Raw genomic sequence first — 22,444 nt, forward strand, 5'->3', positions numbered from 1 at the left:
TTATTCGATGAGGGTAGCGGAACTATCTGGTAAAGTTTCTTGAGTTAAGGAAAGGAAGGGTGATGGCATTGTATTACGATCCGACGCTCATATTGCTTCTGCCTGTGATCTTGCTTACCTTGTATGCGCAAAGCAACATCAAATCAACATATCGAAGATATTTGAGGGTTGCGACATCCAAGGGATATACAGGTTCGGAGGTGGCCAGGGTCATTCTCAACAACAACGGACTCTCCCATATCGATATCGAAATGGCTCCCGGTATGCTTACGGATCACTACGATCCGAGGCATAAGGTGTTGAGGTTGTCAAGGGATGTCTATCTTGGAACGGCGATCGCCTCCAATGCGATTGCGGCACATGAGGCGGGACATGCGATCCAGCATGAAGAGGGTTATATTCCGCTGAGAGTGAGAAATGCCATCGTACCTCTTACACAAATAGCCTCGACTCTTTCGTGGTTGTTTATTATGGGGGGATTGATCTTTTCGTCTCTCCATCATCTGTTGACGATAGGGATAGCGATGTTCTCGACCGCCGTCTTCTTTCAGATCATTACCCTGCCTGTAGAGTTCGACGCGAGCAGAAGGGCGATCGAAGAACTTGAAGAAGAAGGTTTTTTGGAAGGAAGTGAGCTCGCAGGAGGGAAACAGGTCCTCGATGCTGCAGCACTGACCTATATTGCTGCAACGGCAAGTGCAATGGTTCAACTGATAAGACTGCTGTTTATTCGCAACAGAAGAAGAAATTAGAAGAGGAACATTACAAAGAAGATGAAAAAAAAACCTGCCAAAGCGCAGGCTCGATACTATTCTCGGAAGTGTCGTTATATCTGTTTTGCGACTGCGAAAAGTCGTTTGTTACTATTATCCATTGGAATTGACGGGTTGACATTTTGAGACGCATCATCATCCAAATTGTTTTTCGGTAATTGTATATTCTGTATATCCGGTATTTTAAGCGGAGAACAGTACTATCTTCTATGGAGCATGGATCGCTGATATCGATCATCTCCAATTGAAGTATGGATATATTTATTCTGCGATTATGAAAATCCGTTTTATACTATTCTCCAATTAGAAGTGTGCTTATATCTACTTTATGACTACGAACATCCGTGTTATCTTCGGTTGAGTACAGGTTTCTGATGTCCATAGCTCAAATGAATAATAGTATTATCTTCTAATTGGAGAATAGTATTGCCTCCGCTGAAACACAAATCGCCGATATCAATAACTCGAATAAATACGGTATCACCTGTCCGTATTGACACTGTGAGAGGAGTAACCTCGACTCTCTACCTTCCTACTTTTTTGTGGGCGAAAGTTCAAACTCGCCGTGTTGTTCCGGCGGGGGAGTTGTGATCACTGCGCTTGGAACTTCATCCTTCACTTGTTCAGGATCAGCTCCCTTGAAGAACTCCTGCATTTGAGAATTCGGATCGGAAGAAACAATCTTTTTAAACTCTTCAAAACTCATCGTTCCCGAAACATTGTATCGGGGGATTTCCAGTTTGTTCGTTTTTTGAGTTACGCGTCCCGGTTGGACGGTCACTGCCATACGAACTCCCACGGACTTCAAAACGTTTTTGATGCCCTGATTGTAAGCACCGTAGGGGTAAGAAAAGGCATAGGTGGAATAACCCATAACGGAAAGGGTAGAACTTGCCTTTGTAAAGTCTTGGAACAGGGTATCTGTGGTCGAAGAGAGAAGGGCGGAGCGGTTATCCGGAGTAAGGAAGTGCAGATCCCAAGTATGGGACTGAAAATCGAAGATATCCCTCATCTCCTTCATCTCATCTACGCTGCAATGCGGAAATCGGTCCTTGGCTGAAAACTCAGAACGTGTCGAAATCCCTGATACGATGGGGAACTGAGTTGCTTTCATAGAGTATTTTTTCAAAATAGGGTAAGCGATTTCGTAGTTGCTTCTGTAACCGTCATCCATTGTAATTACGACCGTCTTGGCGGGAAGTTTGATCTTTCCGTCGATAAAGTCTTCCAATTGCTTCAAATGAATGGTAGTATAGCCGTTCTCATAAAGGTAGAACATCTGCCTTTCAAAGTTGGCACGGGATACCGTCGGGGAGCTTACATTATCATCATCGGTAAAATGATGATACATCAAGACAGGAACTCCTGTATAGTTGACATTGGCGAAGCTCGCTTGTGGCAATATCAAAAACAGACAGAGCATAAACAACAATTTTTTCTTCATAAACCAATCCTCCTGAGTATTTTCTGAAACAAGATCAGAGTTCTTGAAAAGGTTCGCGTGGTTCTTTGGATCGAGAGAAAGGCTTTATTTCTCGAACCCGGGCGTTAAACGAGCTTATGTAAGAAAGCCCGAGCCGTCTTTTTCGTGAGCCTTTGTCGATCTCCCAAACCCTTGTCTATAAGTAAGTTTGGATACCGTCATCTGTTGAATACCCGCTTATCTGTACAAGGGTTTTTCTTCGACACGGGCCCCGGATATCAAAGTGAAAAACAAAGAACGAAAACTCTGCCTCCGTAAACAAGCAAAGCTTGCGACAGGTTGAAAACCAACGCAAACCCCAAGGGAGAACACAGTAACTCAGCTCCGTTTTTTACTTTCATTCATCCGAAAGGACTTACGACTTGTACCCATACATACTATACATTTTGTTAGGTGTTGGTATTAACATAGAACCGGATGGAAGAACCTCAGCATCTGTTACATCATATGAACTGATTATATCACGAATTTAAGAGGAAGGGTATTACAGTTTGATAAAAAAGGAGAGAAGTTTATACAAAAAAAGAAACACTCTTAAAATAAAGAGTGTTTCTTGAGATTATCCTAATAACTCACGCGTCTACCGCAGATAAAGTTTCTTCTGCTACTCAAAGAAGCGACACTGACCCTTTTTCCCGGGCTGGGTGCATGGATGAACTGGTCGTTTCCGATGTAGATTCCTACATGTCCGGGGAAGCAGACCAAGTCTCCCGGTTTCAAATTACTTCTGGAAACTCTCTCGCCCACACCGGCTTGAGCACCGGAAGTACGCGGAAGATAGATTCCCTTCTTCCTAAATACATATTGGGTAAAGCCGCTACAATCGAATCCTCTAGGGCTTGTTCCTCCCCATACATAAGGAGTACCCAAATAGTTGAAGGCCGTGGACACAATACCCGATACCTTCGGCTTGGTACCGTATTCAATGATCCTGGGCTCTGCCGCCACAAGAACTTTTTCAAAGACGACATCCTCGGACACGACTTCTCCGTTGATCATTCGGATGCGACTGTGTATTTCTTTTTTACCCGCAGAACCTTCAGACTTTACTCTGGTTCTTCCTTCAGTAAGATTGGAATTCTTAACTTTTTTAACAGTCGGTTTTATTTTGACGGTACCCAACTCTTCATATTCAAGAGCAACGTCAATCAAAGGCTTGACCTTCGCATTGCTTCCGCTTCTCTCCAAGCTGCCTCGAACGAGGGTGGAACGTGAAGCGCTCGCAAGGTATACCGGCTGTGCCAGGGAAGCGACTGCTTCAGAACGGTCGAAGATCATATTGACCGGAATCAAAGGCATTTCAACAACTTTTACATCCTGAACGAAAGACACCTTTGCACCCTTCTTAAAGTTCATATAAGGAGCTTTGATTTTATCCAAGACGGTTTGAGCGGCATCGTCCGTATCAAGAGCCATAATAAAACGATTGTCGGACTTAATAAGATGGGCAGGAGCATAGACATCGAGGTTTTCGATGATCCGGTTCTTCAAAATGTCCTCCGAAGTCAATTCTACACCTGCAAGGCGACCTTTTTGGTAATCGAGATTCAACTCATATTGAATGTTTTCTCCATATTCCTGTTGGAGAGCTGCTTTTACCAGTTCGTGAAGGTTATCTCCATCCTTTATATTTTTCACGAAGCCCACAGGCCTTCCGTTTGCGTTGACCTGATACCCGTATCCGGGCTGATAAATCAACAAGAACGCCGAGATTGCAATACAAGAAATTGCTACAATCGACATTAATGGATTTAACCACAACGCAGAAGATAGTTTTCTAAATTGAGTATCCATACATATCCTCCAAATGACATCCTACATTCCATTTCTGACCTACACGGTCGGTCGTACTTAATCTTAACTGGTCCTATTATAACAACAAAATTCATAAAAGAAAAGGATTTCGTTACAAAAAGGTTACAAGAACGATCGGACCGCGAAATCAGGATGCTATATAAACATTGAAATTTGAATATTTTTATAGGATATATCTTTTTTGAAGTTTACAATATTTTTACAAAAAATCCTAAGACGAAGGAGAGAAAATCAAAGACAAAAAGAGTATAGTCTTCTTTAAGCAATGAGGTGTTGATGTCAAAGTTTTCTGATGGTCTATAAATAAAACGATTCTTTTGTTTTTGGATCGAAGGTTTCAACGACGATTCCGTAAGGGTGTTATTGAACCGTACGGGTTTATCTATAATTGGATCACCCAAGGGATTGCAATTTGATGTGAAATCCGGTTTTTGAAAAGAAAGAGGAAGAAAAAATTTAAGAGATTTTTAATATTTTTTTAGTGGATTTTTGATAAAATCTATGCTATCATTAACGTATGATTGTATTAAATAATTAGAACAATATATTATACAGGCAAGAGCTGTTGTACTTTCTTCGTTTGGTTTGAAGGGAGTTCCAAAAAATTGAGATTACAGCTTTTTTGCGGAAAGGAAGGACAGTATGACAAAAGAAAATGCAAAGAATGGGGTTCTAAAGACGAATGAGAGGTCCGAAATGCCTTCTTCCGAACTTCAAAAACTTCCGGATAATGCAATCGGGATCATCCGTAACGAAGCCGATACAAAGAAGGAAGAAAAGGCGGAAAAGCCTAAACGAAGAAGGAAACGCGGAAAGAAGAAGTATATTTTCCTTGCTCTTCTTCTTGTCGCGGGAGCAGGTTTTTGGTTTACAAAAGACAGATTCTTCAAACCCAAAGAGATCCTGCCTTCGGTAACCGAGGCACAGGTGGAGAACCGAGATATTGAGGATACGGTTGTTATAGAAGGTCCGGTGCAAGGTTCGGAAACCGCGGAGGTGACTTCTCCGATCAACAGTGAGATCATCAAAATCAACGTCAAAGAGGGTGATTATGTAACCAAGGGGCAGGTGCTTGCGGTTCTTGACGGCAAGGATATGAATAACGAGATCCGTCAGGCGGAGCAAAGATTGCAGCTTTCAAGGATGACGATGCAGGAGAGTGTCGAGAAAGAACAGCACCGTTATGATACCGCACTGATCGCAGTGGAAGATGCGAAGAGAAAAGCGGAACAGAACAAGAGTTTGTTTGAGGCGGGAGCCTTGTCGGAAGAAGAGTACAGACTGTCGGTTGATGAGCTTGAACGCGCCCAAAATGCACTGTCGGAATTTAACATAGTCAACGGCAAGGTTGTTGCCTCGGAGGCACAGAAGAAGAGTATTCAGGTCGATTCCAACGCAATCGAAATGAAGCGTCAGGACTTACAGAAACTTGTGATCAAAAGTCCAATCAACGGAACGATCACAAGGGTTAACGCAAGGCTCGGACGTTATGCCAACGATACGGAGAACAAGGCTGCAATGTTTGTAATCGAAGACCTGGAGCAATTGAACATGAAGGTGAGGGTGCCCGAAAATCAGATTGGAAAGGTTCGGATAGGTCAAAATGTCAATATTACCGCCAATATTTTGGGAGAAGATATTCTTAGCGGAGTGGTGGACAGTATTGCACCTTCGGGAGAAGATAAGGATGGAAACGGAACGCAGAAGGTCATCCCTATAACGATTCGAATCACCGGCAAAAACAGCAAGATGATTCCGGGAGTCAATGCAAAGGCCAAGATCATGATCGAATCGCGTAAGGGTGTACTTTCCATCCCGGGTGAGGCGATCCAATCCGACTTTGAGAGCAACAATAAGGTGGTCTATAAGATTATGGAAGATAATACCCTAAAGAAGGTGGAGATCAAGACGGGATTGGAGGACGTCTTTTACAGTGAAGTGCTGGAGGGAGATCTCAAGGTCGGAGACAGGTTGGTTCGAAACAGTGAAACCCCTTTGAGTGAAGGAATGAAGGTTGAGATAAGCACGGATACAAAAGAAGGCACGACGAATAATTCGGGAGAAATAGCGGAAGAAGCCGCGGGAACAGAAGAAGGTGGAACAGATGCCGAATAATCAGAAGAACCTTGGCGAGCAAAGACCCATAGTCATCAAGGTGGAGTCCTTGTGCAAGGTGTATCAGATGGGAGATATTGAGGTCAATGCCTTGCGTGACATCGATTTGGAGATAAGGCAGGGAGAATTTGTCGCCATTATGGGGACTTCGGGTTCGGGAAAGTCCACATTGATGAACATCTTAGGCTGCTTGGACAGGGCGACGAGCGGGAACTATTATTTGGAAGGGATCGACATCAGGGATAAGACGGATAATGAACTTTCCGAGATCCGAAACAGGAAGGTGGGCTTTGTGTTTCAGTCCTTTAACTTGATACCCAGGACCAGTGCTCTAAAGAATGTCGAACTGCCCATGGTCTATGCGAAGGTGAGGGCGAGGGCGAGAGAAGAAAGAGCAATGGACCTCTTGGACAAGGTGGGTTTGGCTGAGAGATACGACCATGTCCCCAACGAGTTGTCGGGAGGGCAGAAGCAGAGGGTTGCCATCGCCAGGGCGCTGTCCAACAACCCTTCGATCATCTTTGCGGACGAGCCTACGGGAGCCTTGGATACCAGATCCTCCGAAGAGATTATGGATATCTTCACCCAATTAAACAGAGAAGGCAACACCGTGATCATCGTAACCCATGAGCCTGATATTGCAAGCTTTACCGACAGGATCATCACCTTCCGTGACGGAAGAATCATAAGCGATGTTGCAAATGCGAGGAAGGAGGCCGCCGATGTTAATTAAGGAGAGTTTTTTGCTTGCTCTTTCTTCCATAAGGATGAATAAGATGCGTTCCTTTCTCACCATGCTGGGCATCATCATCGGGATCGGCTCGGTGATCGGCATCAGTTCGATAGGAACGACGATTAAGGCAAGTTTCAGCAAGGAGTTTGAAGCCTTCGGTCTAAACGGGATTGACATCTACCTCAATTGGGAAAACGGGGGGCAGGAAGAGACCGCCTACTTTAAGGCGGAAGAGGATTTTCCTGCACTCAGACAGAAGTTCGGAGATAAGATTGTCTATATTGCACCCCCGAGCGGAGAGGGATCGACTTCGGAACTTAAGATAAATTCAAAGAACTACAAGCTGAGCTTGAACGGGGTCGATGTCGGTTATCTGTCGACGGTTCCCAATATGGTGATGGTCAAAGGTCGGATGATCAACGAAGAGGACATAGAAAAACAAAAAGATGTCATCGTTATCGACAAGGACTTTGCCATGGAGGTCTCAGGCACTACAGATGTCATCGGACAGAGGATTAACGTGAATCTTGACGGCAACCTCAAGGAGATGACGATCGTCGGAGTGTACGAGTTCAAGATCAGTGCCTTTGCCAGACAGATGGGAGCGGGAAGAAATGGTCAGACGAAGATCAGTTTCGTGCCCTACACCCTGTATGGAAGCAGTTGGACGACGACGTACATCAGTATGTATTTAAACAGGGACTACGATATCGAAAAGGTGCAGGCGGAGATCGAGAAGTTCCTCTACGAGATGAAGGAACAGAAGGAAGGGACCTACAAAGTCTATTCCGCACAGCAAGAGGCAAATCAGATCAATGAGATTTTAGGGACCCTGTCCTTGGGAATCGGAGCCATCGCGGCGATCTCCCTTTTGGTAGGGGGAATAGGGATCATGAACATTATGCTCGTGTCCGTCACCGAGCGTACACGCGAGATAGGGATAAGAAAATCCTTGGGAGCCAAGACGGGTAACATCCTTTTTCAGTTTCTGATAGAGGCCTCCATCCTCTCTCTGATAGGAGGGATTATCGGTATCCTCTTGGGACTTGGAATCGGAAGGATAGGAGCTTATTTTGTCAAGACGAGTATGGTCATCGATCCGGTGACGATCATCGGGGCGGTCATTTTCTCTTCGCTGGTAGGTCTGTTCTTCGGCCTGTACCCGGCGAGAAAAGCTGCCAAACTTGATCCGATCGAGGCCTTGAGGTATGAGTAAGAGCCTTGTTGTATCGGGATAAAGGCATCGAATCGAGGTTGAGAAAACACCTCATCGGTTTCGAATGGGGGCAAAGTGAGGAAGTTTTGGTAAAGGATGTTCGAGAACATTGTTGAACTTCCCTGTTCGAATTTTTCTGTACTAACATAATTGAACAATATTGCTCGCAGTCTTATTGTAACGATATATGGACGCTCAACCTTATTCTCCATATTTCGTTATAACGCAGACGGATTATATTCTTATCTATCAACGTTGACAGGTCGAACGCTTTGAAGTATAGAATTTTCCAAGATGTTTTTGGCGACGATACATTCTGTACATTCGTCATTTCAAACGGAGAGTACCGCTAATAACATGATGGAAACGGACATGGATATAAGCGTGTCAGTGCACATGGTCAATGACAATATTATATGTATAGAGCCATATCGTTTGTGATTCAATCGTGCTGTCGAAGGATTTTGCTCGGACGGGATCATCAGGGGCAGAGAAACGCTGCTTGGTCTATCTGACGGATTCCTCGGGATTTTAACATAAGGAGTGAAGTGGATGAAAAAATATATGTCGGTTTTTCTGTGCTTGTTCTGTGTTTTGGCTATGGTTTCTTGCAACAAAAAGGCGGAGCCCCTCGAACTTCCGAAAGCATCGCAAGTGAAGAGCATCGAGGTATCCATAGAGGAGAATATGATCCTTCATACGGATCAAACCTGGATCGCTGATGTGCTTGTGGGAGTTTCGGCAGCTAAGCCGACTCGTAAGCAGAGTGTTCAGGATGTTCCGACAGCAGAGCGTATGATAAAGGTCGATATCCATTCCGAAAAAGAGATCACAAGGTTCTTTGCTTATGAAGACGGAGGAAGTTACTATATCGAACGACCGTATCAGGGGATCTATAAGCTGGAGAAGAGCATATATGAGAAACTTCAGGAAAAAGAGTAATACTATTTTTCAATAGAAGTGTGGATATATCTATTTTTCAATGACGAAAAACTATGTAGTCTTCTATAGCTCACAGATTGTTTATATCCACTATTCAAAAGAATAGTAGTATAACGGGAAGTTTTTCACAAAGAATTTCATAAGGAAATCTGCTACAGTGATAGGGCAACACGGTATAATGCGAAAAATCGACACGGAATCGATGGTATATGAAGGATGAAATTGTTGAAAGCATTGATATGACAACCTTCGTGTTTCATAATTTTAAAGAAAGACCGAGGATTTGCCTTTGTACCTCGTTTCCCTGATTCAAATATCAGGTTTGTAAACGCTATCGCTTTGAATTATAATTTGTAGCAGGTATTAGGGGGAAGACCGGTTTTTTAAAGACAGATCTGATCCGGTGAAGACATACCGCACAAGAAGAAGCCGGAGCTTGTTTCTGTGCGGTATTTTCTTTATTGGTGTTACAGACGGATAAACCTCTCTACAATTTTGTAATCTTACTGTTATCGTATTTTTGGCAGGATGTGTTTATAATATAAAAAGAAAGTGGAGGAAGGACGGGGATCGATTGCCGACCTGCATAGAAATGCCGGGAAGAGATCGTGCGATCGGGCATAAAGGAAATAAGGGGGATGGAGCACCGAAAGACTCCGGATCCTCTTGAGCCGGCGCCTTCCGATACGGACGCTACCGGTTCGGAAGGCGGGCGGAAGTTTGAAGAAAGGATGTGGCATATGAAAAGAACGGTTTCAACAGCCTTAGCCTTATTGATGGTCACAGGGGCGGTCCATTGTTCCTTTGCGGAGGAAAAGGTTGAATATAAGAAGGCTCCGGCAAGTCTGACCATTCAGGAAGTGAAGAAACAGGCGAGAGAGTTTGTTCGTGCAGAAGAGTATTACAAGGACAAGAAGGCGGAGCTCGAAAAGTTGAAAGCGGACTACGAAGAACGCTACGGCAAACGTTTTGTGAGTTTGGATAAGGCGGGAAATGAGAAGATAACCTATTTTAAGGTGGACGAGTTGCCGACCGATCCGGTCAAGGATTTGGAGAAGCTTTCGGAGGTTTTGGAAGAGATCCGTTTGACAAATGAGGATGCGGCGGAAGCTGCGTTTTTTCGGGTGCTGTTGCAGGAAAACAAATTGGCGACTGCAAAAAACGCACGGGAGCTTTCCGAATTCGGCAAGGCGGTGTCGAAGGCAAGTCATGAGCTGGGCAAGATCGTCTCCGTGGATGTAAAAAATGCCGAGGCGGCAAAGCGTGGAGCGGCGTTGAATGTAAAGCAGGAGGAGCTGGCCTTGGATAAGGCCTATGAGGAGCTGAACAAACTGCTCGGCTATTCTCCCGAGACGAGGTACGAAACGGTTGATGAGAGCATTGTCTCCAAGGCGGGACAAGGGATAGAGTCCATATACCTGCCTTCAAATATGAGCGAAGAGGAATATGGGAGACTCAAGTCGTTGAGTGAGCAGAAAAAGGAACTCGACAGGAAGAAGAAGGCTCAGAGCGACCTTGATAAGAGTTATGAGAGAGGTAAGGAGAAGGAGGACATTGAAGAGCTCATCAATCTGAAGGAATTGCAGGAAGACTACGAGAAGAGCAGGGAAGATGTGACGAGAAGTCTTCAAAAAGGATATATAGACAGTGTTTCTTCTTTCTTGGATCTTGAGCAGGCAAGACGGAATCTTGAACAACAGAGGAAGGGCTATGACAACGAAACTCTCCGTTACAAACTCGGAAAGGTAAGCAAATTGGATTATTTGAAGAAGGAAGCGGAGTATTTTGCTAACGAAAAAGTGTATTTGGAAACCGTGTATGCACTCTATCAACAGGTAGAGGGATATGAAAAACTATATCGAGAGAAGAAGTAGGGGGATGAGATGAAAAAGATACTTCGATTGTTTATAGCGGTGGGTCTGATTACGGCTCTTGGCGCAACATCGTTTGCGGCTCCGTCGATCCGTGTGTATATTGACGGGCAGGAAATGTCGGGTTCGGCGGAGGCAACTATTATACAGAGCAGGACCATGGTACCGTTTCGTGCCGTATTTGAAGGGCTGGGGGCACAGCAGATCTTTTGGGACCCTCAGACTAAGACCGTGACGGGAACAAAGGATGAAACGACAGTTACCTTGGCGATAGGCAATAAGGTCGCCTTTGTGAACGGTCAGGCACAGACCTTGGAGGTAGGACCTGCCATTGTGGGCTCAAGCACCTTGGTACCCCTGTCCTTTATTTCACAGAAAATGGGATACAAGGTCGCATGGCAGGCAAGCAGCAAAACCGTCTTTATCATGTCGCCCTCTTACTATGAGCAGGTAAAGGGGACCTTGGATGCAAAGGTTTTGGGAGAGGAAAATGCTCCGAATCCGTCCACTCCTTCTACGGAGCCGGTCAATCCGATCGAGCCGGTAAACCCGATCGAGCCGGTAAACCCGATCGAGCCGGTAAACCCTGTGGAACCTTCAAAACCGGATAAACCTGTCAAGCCCGTACAACCGGATAAGACTACGCAGGGCAATGTGTCTGCCGGAGTCATCCGAGGAGCTTTTGCCATGCAAAATATGAAAAAGAGCAAGTTTGTCTTTGACTTCAAGTCCGACGGAACCTTCCGCGTTGCTCCGTTGGGAAGCAAGGATATCGTCAGCGGCACATATAAGACGAAGGGGAACTCGATCGAACTGAAGTCGAGTATTCTAAACGGAAGTTTTTCCATTGAAGAGATTAAGGGAAAGAGAACTTACTATCTTCTCAAATCCTCAAACGGAGGCGCTTTTGCGATGACTTCCATCACGCCCGAACAGTTCAACGAGGCGACGGGAAAATAAAGGGCAAAAATATTTGCACACAGTTTGATTTTTGAAAAACCTCTCAAAGAACCGGAGGAAGCAAATTCAAAAACAAAAAGTCGAAAAAACGTCTACAGCACACTATTTTGAGTTTTCTAAAAATTTTTGTTGCAGTCGTGTTCATAAACCTTGAGTTTAAGAACCTATGGAAAAATAAAAATCTCATACAAAAAGCAAAAATATTTGCATATATAGTGCCGGTATTTTTGCTTTTTTCTTATAAAAATATATCCGTGCAACGAGGGATCGCATTTCAAAAAAATATCGAAAGAATTAAGTCGAAATAGACGACTGATTTAGAAGTGTTTAAAGAAAAATGCAAAAAATATACAAATTTCATTTGAATTTGGCACGAAATATGCTTATAATAGTAGTGCTATGTTAAGATATACACCATGGATACTAATTATTTGAAGGAGGAGTTTTGATGATTCGATTCTCTATGTTGGGAGCTGCAAGTAACGCGGGTGGAGAGCTTTTGAGGCTTATGATCAACCATCCCGAAACAGAGCTTGCATATGTTGCAGACGGTTTTTCCGCAGGAGAGCACATTGCTGATGTTCACCCTGCTATTCAAGGTTTTTACGATGCGGTATTGTTGTCCGACAGCGATGAGGACTTGGATACTATATTGAGCGGAACGGATGTATTGTTCCTTGCTGTGGATCCGGGAAAGGTATTTCCGATCGCAGAAAAAGCTTTGGCAAAGGGTGTAAAAATAATCGACTTTGGAGCTGATATCAGATTTAGAGATTCCAAGGTATGGGAAGAGTGGTACAAGGTAGAGTGTAACTATCCTCAAATGTGTAGAGATGCTGTTTACTCCATCCCTGAGATCTGGAGAGAGGACATAAAAGGAAAGAGTCTTATTTCGAATCCGGGATGTTATCCTACGGCATCCGCATTGGGACTTTATCCTTTCATAGACAACAATCTGATTGAAAAAGACTCTGTTATCGTTGAGGCGATCAGCGGTACGACCGGAGCGGGAAGAAGACCCGACTTTGCGAAGTTGCATATGGTACAGGACGGAAACTTCAAAGCTTACGGTGTTGCAGGACACAGACATACTCCTGAAATCGAGCAGAGTATTGAAATGATTGGCGGAGAGCCTTCCAAAATCATTTTCACTCCGCACTTGGCACCCATGCCCAGAGGGATTCATGTCACCATCTACGGAGACCTGAAGAGACCTATGACGGACGACGAGATCTACGAGTTGTACTTAAAGTATTATAAAGATGAGCCGTTTGTATTCCCGCACAAAGCAGGAGATTGGCCGAATACAAAGTGGACGGTAGGAACCAACCATTGCCATGTAGCAGCAGCTTACGAGCCGAGAACTCAAAGAATTATCATTTGCTCGGTAATCGATAATATCGGAAAAGGTGCTGCCGGACAGGCGATTCAAAATATGAACATTATCTTCGGTTTGGAAGAGACAACAGGTTTGATCATTGCACCGATGTTCCCATAGATGAGAGATACGCTGAGATCGGTATCTTAAAAAGTAAGATATAGTATTGTGGATTGATGCAAAGGGTTTCGGGACGATTTTCGAATCGTCCCGAAGCAAAAGAAAAAAGATTTTTAAGGAGGATAAAACTATGGATACATACCGTTTTATTGAAGGTGGAATTACTGCTCCTAAAGGATTCAAGGCAGGAGCAATCTATTGCGGTATCAAAAGTAAGAAGAAAGAAAAACCGGATATAGCAATCCTATATTCCGAAGAAAAAGCAGTTTGTGCGGGAATGTTTACAACCAACAAGTTTGCCGCTGCACCTATTATCTACTGCAGAGAGATCGTAAAGACGGGTTCGGCTCAAGCGATTTTGATCAACAGCGGAAATGCAAATGCCGCTACCGGTACCCTCGGTTTGGAAAACACAAGAAAACTTGCACAATGCACGGGAGATCACCTCGGACTTCAAGCGGATGATGTATTTGTATGCTCCACGGGAGTTATCGGTGTTCAACTTCCTATGGAAAAAATGTTGAATGCGGTAAAAGACATCGTTCCGACCTTGAGTGCGGATAACGGCCCTTCAATTGCAAGAGCGATTATGACAACCGACACCGTTCCCAAAGAGATTTCTTTTGAGCTTGAATTGTCAGGCGGAACCATTCGTATCGGTTCCATGGCTAAGGGTTCGGGTATGATCCATCCGAACATGGCTACGATGTTGGCATTTGTAACGACGGATGCTTCCATCAGTCAGGAAGTATTGCAGGGAATGCTTAAAAAAGCGGTAGATAAGAGTTATAATATGATGACCGTTGACGGAGATACCAGTACAAATGACTGCTTGCTTCTTTTGGCAAATGGAATGTCGGGAGTGGAAGTCAAGAGCGAAGAAGATATCAAGAAGTTCTACGAAGCGATTGAATACATCAGTATGGAAATGGCGAAGAAGATCGCAGCCGACGGAGAAGGAGCAAGCCACCTCATCGTCGTACATGCAAACAACCTACAGACACAAGACGATGCAAGAAAGGTAGCTCGTGCAGTTGCCGGTTCCAACCTGTTCAAGTGTGCGATCTTCGGACAGGACGCGAACTGGGGACGTGTAATCTCGGCAGCAGGTTATTCGGGAGCGGAGTTTGAAACAGGAAAAATCGATGTTGCACTTGAGAGCAAGGCAGGAAAGATCGATGTAATGCTTGAGGGAGCAGGGCTTGCGTTTGACGAAGAAAAAGCTGCTACCATCTTGAAAGAAAAAGACATCTATGTTCATCTTGATTTCCATGACGGAGAAGAGTGTGCGACTGCTTTCGGATGTGACTTGACCTATGATTATGTAAAAATTAACGGAGACTATCGTAGCTAAATTCAAGGAGGGCATATGAACAACGAACAAGCAGTTCAAAACCTTGTAAGCAGCATGCCTTATCTTCGTAACGGCAAGGGTAAGGTAGTTGTAATCAAATTTGGCGGAAATGCTATGATCAACGATGAGATCAAGCAATCCGTAATCGAAGACATCGTGTTGATGCAACTTGCGGGAATCAAACCGGTCATCTCTCACGGAGGAGGTCCTGCGATCAATGAAATGCTCAAAAAACTCAACATTCAAAGCGAGTTTGTAAACGGACTTCGTGTCACAAGCAAAGATGTAATTGAAGTGGTGGAGATGGTACTTGCAGGAAAGGTAAACGGCGAGCTTGTGCAAAATGTTACCAAGACAGGCGGAACGGCAGTCGGTGTATCCGGAGTAAGTGCAGGAATTTACCATTGTAAGAAGACGGAAGGCGAATACGACTACGGTTTCGTAGGCGAAGTCGTATCCGTGGATCCGACCGCGATCGAAGCTCTGCTTGAGAAAAACATCATTCCCATCGTATCTCCCATCGGCTCAGACGGAAAAGGCAATACCTATAACATCAACGGAGATACTGCGGCAGGAGAGCTGGCAGCTGCACTGAATGCGGATAAACTCTACTTGTTGACGGACATTGAAGGACTCTGCAACAGCATAGAACTTCGTGATGTCATCAGTTATCTCAATACAAAAGATGTGCCCTTGTTGAAAGAAAAGGGCGTGATCGCCGGAGGTATGATTCCCAAAATTGACTGCTGTGTAAGAGCAATCGAAAACGGAGTTAAGACAGTTCAGATTATAGACGGAAGAAAACCGCACAGCATCCTTTATGAAGAATTCTTCAAAGAAGGAAACGGAACGACCATCGGAGTAGACCAAGAAAGTGTCGGTATCAAGTAAGACAGAATAAAACTTCGATATGTGAAACCTATTCGGCGCAAGAAATTGGACAACTTGGGTAAGACAACGAGCTTGGAAGTTTTCACAGGGCAAATAAAGAGAGTATTAAGAAATTTTGAAGTTAAATAGGAGGAACAGAACCATGGAGAAAATTAAAACAAATGCGGAAGCAATGGCAATCGGTAAAGAGTGCTTGATGAACACTTACGGAAGATATGGCGTTGCCATGGTAAGAGGAGAAGGATCCTATCTGTACGATGCGGACGGAAAAAAATACATCGACCTTCTTCAAGGAGTTGCAGTAAATAACCTTGGACACGGATATCCCAAGTTCATTGAAGCGGTAAAAGATCAGTTGGATAACTTGATGCACTGCGCAAACTACTTCTGGATCGAGCCCCAAGTAAGATTGGCTAAACTCATCGTAGACAACAGTTGCTTTGACAAAGTATTCTTCGGAAACAGCGGTGCGGAAGCAAACGAAGGAGCTATCAAAATCGCTCGTAAATACCAAAAAGACCACGGACATCCGGAGAGATACAGAGTGATCACCATGAAACAATCCTTCCACGGAAGAACCTTGGCTACTTTGACGGCGACAGGACAAGATAAGGTACAAATCGGTTTCGAGCCGTTGCCGGACGGATTTGACTATGCGACCTACAATGACATTGAGTCCGTAAAGGCTGCCGTAACTGACAAAACTGCTGCAATCATGCTTGAGCCCATCATCGGAGAAGGTGGAGTTATCGTTGCGCAAGATCAATTCCTGAAAGACCTTCGTCAACTTTGCGACGAAAAAGGACTTCTTCTTATCTTTGACGAAGTTCAAGTAGGTTGCGGAAGAACAGGAAAACTCTTTGCTCATCAATGGACAGGAGTTGAGCCTGATGTAATGACAATGGCGAAAGCGCTCGGAAACGGTATTCCGATCGGAGCGATCGCTGCAAAAGGCGATGCAGCTAACACCCTACAACCGGGTAACCACGGAACAACCTTCGGAGGAAATCCCCTTGCTACCGCTTGCGGATGTGCAGCACTTTCCATTATCCTTGAAGAAAACCTCTTGGATAGAGCAAACGAAATGGGAGAATACCTTGTAAACAGATTGAACGAAATGAAAAAAGACCATCCGTGCATCAAAGAAGTTCGTGGAAAAGGTCTGATCGTAGGTGCGGTTATCGATGTGGAAGATGCTCACGTCATCACCGATCCCTGCTTTGAAAAAGGCTTAATCCTCAACTGCACGGCAGGAAACGTACTTCGTTTCATCCCTGCATTGACCATCGAGAAAGAAGTATTGGATGAGGCTCTTGCAATTATGGAAGAGTGCATGAAGGAAGCAGGTCTGTAAAAACAGGAGGCCGCGGGTTTTCTGTAAGTGAATTTGCTGATAGAACTAACTATCATATAAGTACACATTAATCTACTACAAAAAATGACGGAAACGTTTTTGCGTAATATTGCGAAGGACCATCCGTCATTTTTTGTTTTCACTTTGATCGGTCAAGGAACAGATTACAGAGGTATGAGGTTTGTGGGATATAAATATCGGGAGATTCATAAAAATGGGAAACTTGCTTATTGTACGATGACTACTCAGCCACAAAAAAACCGCAAAAAACCTCTTTAAAAAGTGATATACCGGCGGAAAGAAGGTCTTGTGCCGTTAGGAGAGAAAGAAGGAGAGAAGTATATCGGAACAACTCCCCACAGGAAACGGAGATCGTTTCTCTGTAGAGAAAAGCGATGGAGGCGGAGAGTCGTTTAAGTACAGGAACTGTGATTTGAGGGCGTCTATCCGATTTTTTTGCTGTAGTTTTCCGGACAAATATATCTGATCGAAGAATTTTTTGGATACCGCTGTAGAACAGAGGAGCATCTCTTTTTAAAAAATTTTGAAAAAAGCGAGGGACACAAGGGGGAAAACGATATTTTTCGCCTTTGAAACAAATACTTGAAAGAAGAGGAAGCATACACTATAATGAAGGATAAGAATAGAAACGGGAGAGAAGCACTATGAAGAAGGTAAAAAAAGCAATTATACCCGCTGCGGGTCTGGGCAGTCGTTTTCTACCCGCAACCAAGGCTCAGCCGAAAGAAATGCTGCCGGTCGTAGATAAGCCGACCCTTCAATACATCATTGAAGAAGCCGTAAATTCGGGGATTGAGGAGATCCTGATCATCACGGGAAGGAACAAATCTTCGATCGAAGACCATTTTGACAAGTCGGTCGAACTCGAACTGGAACTTGAGAAATCGGGAAAGACCGAACTTCTCAAGTTGGTTCGGGATATCAGCAATATGGTCAATATTCACTATATTCGTCAGAAAGAGCCGAAGGGATTGGGGCATGCGGTATCCTGTGCCAAAAGCTTCATCGGAGATGAGCCCTTTGCCATCCTCCTCGGAGATGATATTGTCGATGCAAAGATCCCCTGTCTCAAACAATTGATTCATGCATATGACGAACACGGAGCCGCTATTCTGGGAGTCAAGGAGGTAGAGCGGACACAGGTTGACAAATATGGAATCGTGGAGGGAGTTAAGAAGTCGGAGAACCTATATGAGGTTTCGGATTTGGTGGAAAAACCGGAGATTGAAAAAGCACCTTCCAACATTGCCATTTTGGGTCGTTATATCATTACCCCCAAGATTTTTGAGATTTTGGAAAATACGGTTCCAGGAAAGAACGGGGAAATCCAGTTGACGGATGCCTTGCGAACCTTGCTGAAACAAGAGAAGATGTATGCCTACATTTTTGAAGGGAAGCGTTATGACATTGGCGACAAGGTAGGTTTTATTGAGGCGACGATCGACTTTGCACTGCAAAGGAAAGAACTCAGGGATAAGGTTCTTGCTATTTTGAAGGATCGGGTGCTTCACGAAGAGCACAAATAAGTGAAACAAAACTGTAATCTTACTGTGTTGGAATTATCATATTGGTAGTATATAATGAGAATGGGTAGTAAAGTGAACATCTATAAGAGAAGAGGATTATAGAGCCGAATCAGAAGGAGGAAGTGTTAATGAACAAAAAGAAAGTGGCCGGAGTTCTTCTGCTCAGTTTGAGCATGATGTGTTCCACTGTGTCAACTTATGCAAACAATTTCAACGATATGAAGGGACATTGGGCATCGGTCCATGTAAATGATGTTGTTGCAAAAGGAATTTTGAAGGGTTATGATGATAATACCTTCAGACCGGCCAGACCGGTTACGAAGATCGAAAGTATCATTATGATCAGTAACCTGTTCCCGGATTCACAGATTGAAGAAATCTATTCCAAGAACAAGTCAAAGTATCAGGCAACAATGACAAAGAGTAAGATCCCTTCCTGGGCACAGAAGTATATTGTGTTCGGAGTGGAGAAGAAGCTCTTTCCCGAGAAAAGCATTCCCTACTTTATGACACAGACGAAGGGGACCTATGTGCAATCCCTATCGTTCAGGCAGGAGTATGCGATGCTGTTGGTAAATGCTTTGGGCTTGAACAAGGAGTTCTCCAAGGTGCCCAATGTAAAGTATAAGGATGTCTCGTCTATCGATGCCAAGGCCCTTCCCTATATTGAAGTTCTTGGAAAGAAGGGAATTATTCAAACGACAGGCAAGTTTAATCCGAAGTCCAAGATCACAAGGGCGGAATCTGCAGTAATGATATCCAAGAGTTATCCCTTCTCCCAGAAGGCAAAATCGGGAATTGATAATAATAAACCGCAACCGCAACCACAACCGCAACCACAGCCGCAACCGCAGCCGCAACCGCAACCTGTTATACCGGAAGGGAGTTCGACTCACAGAGGACGAATCCTCAGTCTTTCTGTAAATGGAAATGATTTTATCATGAATATGCTGGATTCCAATGATATCCCGAAGGTCTTCAGCAATGATGTAAGAAATATAGCCGTCTTGATTAACGGGCAGGCAGGAACTGTGGGTCAGTTGAAAAACAACTGGGAAGTCCTTGTCAGTGCAACAGGTCAGAGAGTCAACTCTATTCAGGTCTTAAAACAGAATGAAGAGTCTGTCGTTGTGCCTACACCGAATAAACCTGTGAGTACAATGGGTAATATTATGGGAACGGTAAGCTCCTATACGGATAACCGCATCGATGTCAAGAGCGGAGGAGGAATCAGTCGATTTGTGATCGATTATTCGACAAGAGTCCTCATCAACGGAAGAGAAGGAAGATTAAGCAGTATTCAAAACGGAGATAATATTACGGTCGTATCGGTCGGTGACAAGGCGGTACAGCTGATTATAACTTCAAACAACCAATCTGTGAGCGGCACCATCCGAAGTATCGGAAAAGATACGATTTCGGTTTCCGTAGGCACGGAGGTCTTCCGCTTCGACGTTACTTCCGCGACCAGGATCTATCGTTCAGGCCAGAGATTGAGTTCGTTGGATGAACTCTATACGGGTGAGAAGGTGTCGGTAAGGGCGAGCGGATTTGAAGCTTCGACCATTGATGTGGCGGAATCCAGCTTGAAACTTAGAGGCGTAGCGGTAACCGGAATTATGCTCAACAGCAACAAGTCTCCGGGCATCGTTGTAGAAGATAGGGACGGACAAAGTTATACCTTTACTACCGATGCCAAGACAAAGATCTATGTAAGAAACAAGCTGAAGACTATGGATGATATCAAACTGGGTCACGAGGTCGACATCCAAGCGGAAAACGGTGTAGTTACCGAAATCACGACCGATGCGAACTATTCGCTGTCCAGGATTCAGGGAACCGTTGTTTCCGTAGATTTTGCAAACGAAAGCCTCGTTGTGGAAACGGGCAACAGACAGGTGATTGTCAACATCCTGTCCGATACGGAGATCAGAAACTCCTACAATAACACCAAACGCTCGATCGACAATATCTATAAGAACTATACCGTTGTTGTAAACGGAATTTCGAGATCCGGCGGAATCGATGCCCAAAGAATCATTTACTTTGAATAAGAAGGTTGAATAGAAAGAAGGAACTTCCCTGCTGTATCTGCGGGGAAGTTTTTTTGTATAGAGGTCTCTGAAGAAGGAGGCTTGTAGGCCGATTTTATACTATTACCTGTTTAAATTGCCTAGTTATCTGTATGAGTATTTTTTAACACAAGGCTCATGGAATCTGTCAGAATTGACAGGTGGAACGCTTGGTAGCATATTGTCATCCAAAGGCTTTTTCGATAAGGGGATATATTCTACAATGATATAGGGCATTTTTATCAGGTTTTTAGTATCAAAAAACGGAATAGAGGGCTTGAAGATATTTTGACAATTATTATGACATACTATATAATAGAGGAAGATAATTAGTATAGAATAAATGGAGGGTACTATGGATCGAAACATTGCTTTGGAACTTGTAAGAATAACGGAAACAGCGGCTTTGGCATCGGCAAACTGGATGGGTCGCGGGGATAAGAATGCGGCGGACGGAGCTGCTGTGGAAGGCATGCGTATGTGTTTTGAGAGAGTGGATGTACGAGGAGAGATCGTGATCGGTGAAGGAGAGTTGGACGAGGCTCCGATGCTTTACATAGGAGAGAAGGTGGGGAGTGGCTACGGTCCTTTAGTCGATATCGCCGTGGATCCGATAGACGGAACCAACCTTATCGCCAAAGGGCTTCCCAATGCGATTGCAGTTATCGCTATGACGGAGAAGGGAAAGATGCTTAAGGCGCCGGATACCTACATGGATAAAATTATCGTAGGTCCGGGGGCAAGAGGAGTTATAGACTTGGAGGCACCCGTGAGAGAGAACTTGAAGAAGGTGGCACAGGCCATTGATAAACCTTTGTCCGATCTGACTTTGACGATTTTGGACAGAGATAGACACAGCGACATCATTAAAGAGGCGAGGGAGACGGGTGTCAGAATCAAAATCTTCAATGAAGGTGACGTTGCGGCAGGAATCGCGACCTGCTTTTCGGATACGGGAGTAGATATTCTGTTGGGTTCGGGAGGTGCACCTGAGGGAGTGATCACGGCTGCCGCAGTCAAGACTCTCGGAGGAGATATGCAGGGAAGACTGCATCCTATGAGCCCGGAAGAGATCCAACGTTGCCATCAGATGGGTTTTGACGAAGAGAGTATCAAGAAGGTTCTGACTTTGGAAGACCTCGTTTGCGGACAGGACATCTTCTTTGCGGCTACGGGAATTACCGATGGAGATCTGCTCAAGGGAGTTCGTTTCCTCTCCAAGAGAAAGGTTGTAACTCACTCCGTCGTTATGAGATCGAGCACGGGAACCATCCGTTTTGTCGAAGCCTCCCATGACTTGGACAGAAAAGAACTTTTGAAACAGTTGAAGCTATAGAAGGACCTTTGCAGGAGAAAGGAGTTCCTTCTGAAAGTCAAAGAGCAGGGACACGGGAGTTTATTTTGCGATAGGGGGCATCCGAACCATGATTTTTATTGTGATGAGTGCTGAAAGAAAAGTTTGTGAGGATCAAATCCGTTTGAGCGGATGACAGTACCAAGAGAAGCCTCCTTTTCCAAAACTCCGGAAAAGATGAGATGACTTTTATAAAGACCTTCCGGAGTATTTTTACGGAAGGTCTTTGTGTGCTCGAGCGTCTTCGGGGTGTAGGAGAAGGGGATGCCCTATCCGATTCAAAAGACTTCGCCCTCCATCCCTTTCAGGAGATATACGTTTGCGTTGATGGCATTTTGTTCGGGAAAAGGAATAAAAATTTTCTTCCGATGTTTTTTTTGCAAGAAGAAATCAGTCAATATAGGGATTTTGAGCCTGAAGTGAGATGTCTTCTCAATTATTTTATGATATGATTACAAATTTATTT

Annotated in this window: 16 protein-coding genes; 14 read left to right on the top strand and 2 right to left on the bottom strand. The window is 44.3% G+C overall.

Annotated elements, in window-relative coordinates:
* Positions 1–62 precede the first annotated feature (62 nt).
* Complete coding sequence (locus ACFO4R_RS08420) at positions 63–752, top strand: zinc metallopeptidase (protein WP_379788643.1); 690 nt, start codon at positions 63–65, stop codon at positions 750–752.
* A gap of 553 nt (positions 753–1,305) precedes the next feature.
* On the opposite strand, the gene ACFO4R_RS08425 is transcribed toward ACFO4R_RS08420, so the two are convergent.
* Positions 1,306–2,217 carry a polysaccharide deacetylase family protein gene (locus tag ACFO4R_RS08425; RefSeq protein ID WP_379788644.1) on the bottom strand — a complete coding sequence of 304 codons (912 nt, stop codon included), beginning with the start codon at positions 2,215–2,217 and terminating at the stop codon, positions 1,306–1,308.
* A 603-nt stretch (positions 2,218–2,820) separates the two neighbouring features.
* Positions 2,821–4,050, bottom strand: coding sequence for an NlpC/P60 family protein (locus ACFO4R_RS08430; RefSeq protein ID WP_379788645.1), 1,230 nt, complete (start codon positions 4,048–4,050; stop codon positions 2,821–2,823).
* A gap of 663 nt (positions 4,051–4,713) precedes the next feature.
* On the opposite strand from ACFO4R_RS08430, the gene ACFO4R_RS08435 reads away from it, so the two are divergent.
* From ACFO4R_RS08435 to glpX, 13 genes are all read left to right on the top strand, one after another.
* The gene (locus ACFO4R_RS08435; protein ID WP_379788646.1) at positions 4,714–6,186 is read left to right on the top strand and encodes an efflux RND transporter periplasmic adaptor subunit; all 1,473 of its coding nucleotides are present in this window, start codon (positions 4,714–4,716) and stop codon (positions 6,184–6,186) included.
* The gene (locus ACFO4R_RS08440) at positions 6,176–6,919 is read left to right on the top strand and encodes an ABC transporter ATP-binding protein (protein WP_379788647.1); all 744 of its coding nucleotides are present in this window, start codon (positions 6,176–6,178) and stop codon (positions 6,917–6,919) included. The genes ACFO4R_RS08435 and ACFO4R_RS08440 overlap by 11 nt, the downstream gene beginning before the upstream one ends.
* Complete coding sequence (locus ACFO4R_RS08445) at positions 6,909–8,135, top strand: ABC transporter permease (RefSeq protein WP_379788648.1); 1,227 nt, start codon at positions 6,909–6,911, stop codon at positions 8,133–8,135. Before ACFO4R_RS08440 ends, ACFO4R_RS08445 begins: the two co-directional genes overlap by 11 nt.
* 552 nt (positions 8,136–8,687) lie before the next feature.
* Positions 8,688–9,077 carry a DUF5301 domain-containing protein gene (locus ACFO4R_RS08450; RefSeq protein ID WP_379788649.1) on the top strand — a complete coding sequence of 130 codons (390 nt, stop codon included), beginning with the start codon at positions 8,688–8,690 and terminating at the stop codon, positions 9,075–9,077.
* 638 nt (positions 9,078–9,715) lie between these two features.
* Positions 9,716–10,951 carry a TolC family protein gene (locus ACFO4R_RS08455; protein ID WP_379788650.1) on the top strand — a complete coding sequence of 412 codons (1,236 nt, stop codon included), beginning with the start codon at positions 9,716–9,718 and terminating at the stop codon, positions 10,949–10,951.
* Between the two features lie 9 nt (positions 10,952–10,960).
* Positions 10,961–11,908 (top strand): stalk domain-containing protein, encoded by a 948-nt coding sequence (locus ACFO4R_RS08460; RefSeq protein WP_379788651.1) that lies wholly within the window; start codon positions 10,961–10,963, stop codon positions 11,906–11,908.
* Between the two features lie 448 nt (positions 11,909–12,356).
* A complete protein-coding gene (gene argC / locus ACFO4R_RS08465; protein WP_379788652.1) occupies positions 12,357–13,406 on the top strand; it encodes an N-acetyl-gamma-glutamyl-phosphate reductase in 1,050 nt (349 codons plus the stop codon).
* 130 nt (positions 13,407–13,536) lie between these two features.
* Positions 13,537–14,760, top strand: coding sequence for a bifunctional glutamate N-acetyltransferase/amino-acid acetyltransferase ArgJ (argJ, locus tag ACFO4R_RS08470; protein ID WP_379788653.1), 1,224 nt, complete (start codon positions 13,537–13,539; stop codon positions 14,758–14,760).
* 15 nt (positions 14,761–14,775) lie between these two features.
* Positions 14,776–15,651: an acetylglutamate kinase gene (gene argB, locus ACFO4R_RS08475; protein WP_379788654.1), complete on the top strand. Its 876-nt coding sequence runs from the start codon at positions 14,776–14,778 to the stop codon at positions 15,649–15,651.
* 142 nt (positions 15,652–15,793) lie between these two features.
* A complete protein-coding gene (locus ACFO4R_RS08480; RefSeq protein WP_379788655.1) occupies positions 15,794–17,005 on the top strand; it encodes an aspartate aminotransferase family protein in 1,212 nt (403 codons plus the stop codon).
* Between the two features lie 665 nt (positions 17,006–17,670).
* Positions 17,671–18,552, top strand: coding sequence for a UTP--glucose-1-phosphate uridylyltransferase GalU (galU, locus tag ACFO4R_RS08485; protein WP_379788656.1), 882 nt, complete (start codon positions 17,671–17,673; stop codon positions 18,550–18,552).
* Positions 18,553–18,680: 128 nt separating this feature from the next.
* Complete coding sequence (locus tag ACFO4R_RS08490; protein ID WP_379788657.1) at positions 18,681–20,606, top strand: S-layer homology domain-containing protein; 1,926 nt, start codon at positions 18,681–18,683, stop codon at positions 20,604–20,606.
* Between the two features lie 373 nt (positions 20,607–20,979).
* Positions 20,980–21,960, top strand: coding sequence for a class II fructose-bisphosphatase (gene glpX, locus ACFO4R_RS08495; RefSeq protein WP_379788658.1), 981 nt, complete (start codon positions 20,980–20,982; stop codon positions 21,958–21,960).
* Positions 21,961–22,444 lie beyond the last annotated feature (484 nt).

The sequence above is a fragment of the Filifactor villosus genome (assembly GCF_042652965.1).
Classification (GTDB): Bacteria; Bacillota; Clostridia; order Peptostreptococcales; family Filifactoraceae; genus Filifactor; species Filifactor villosus.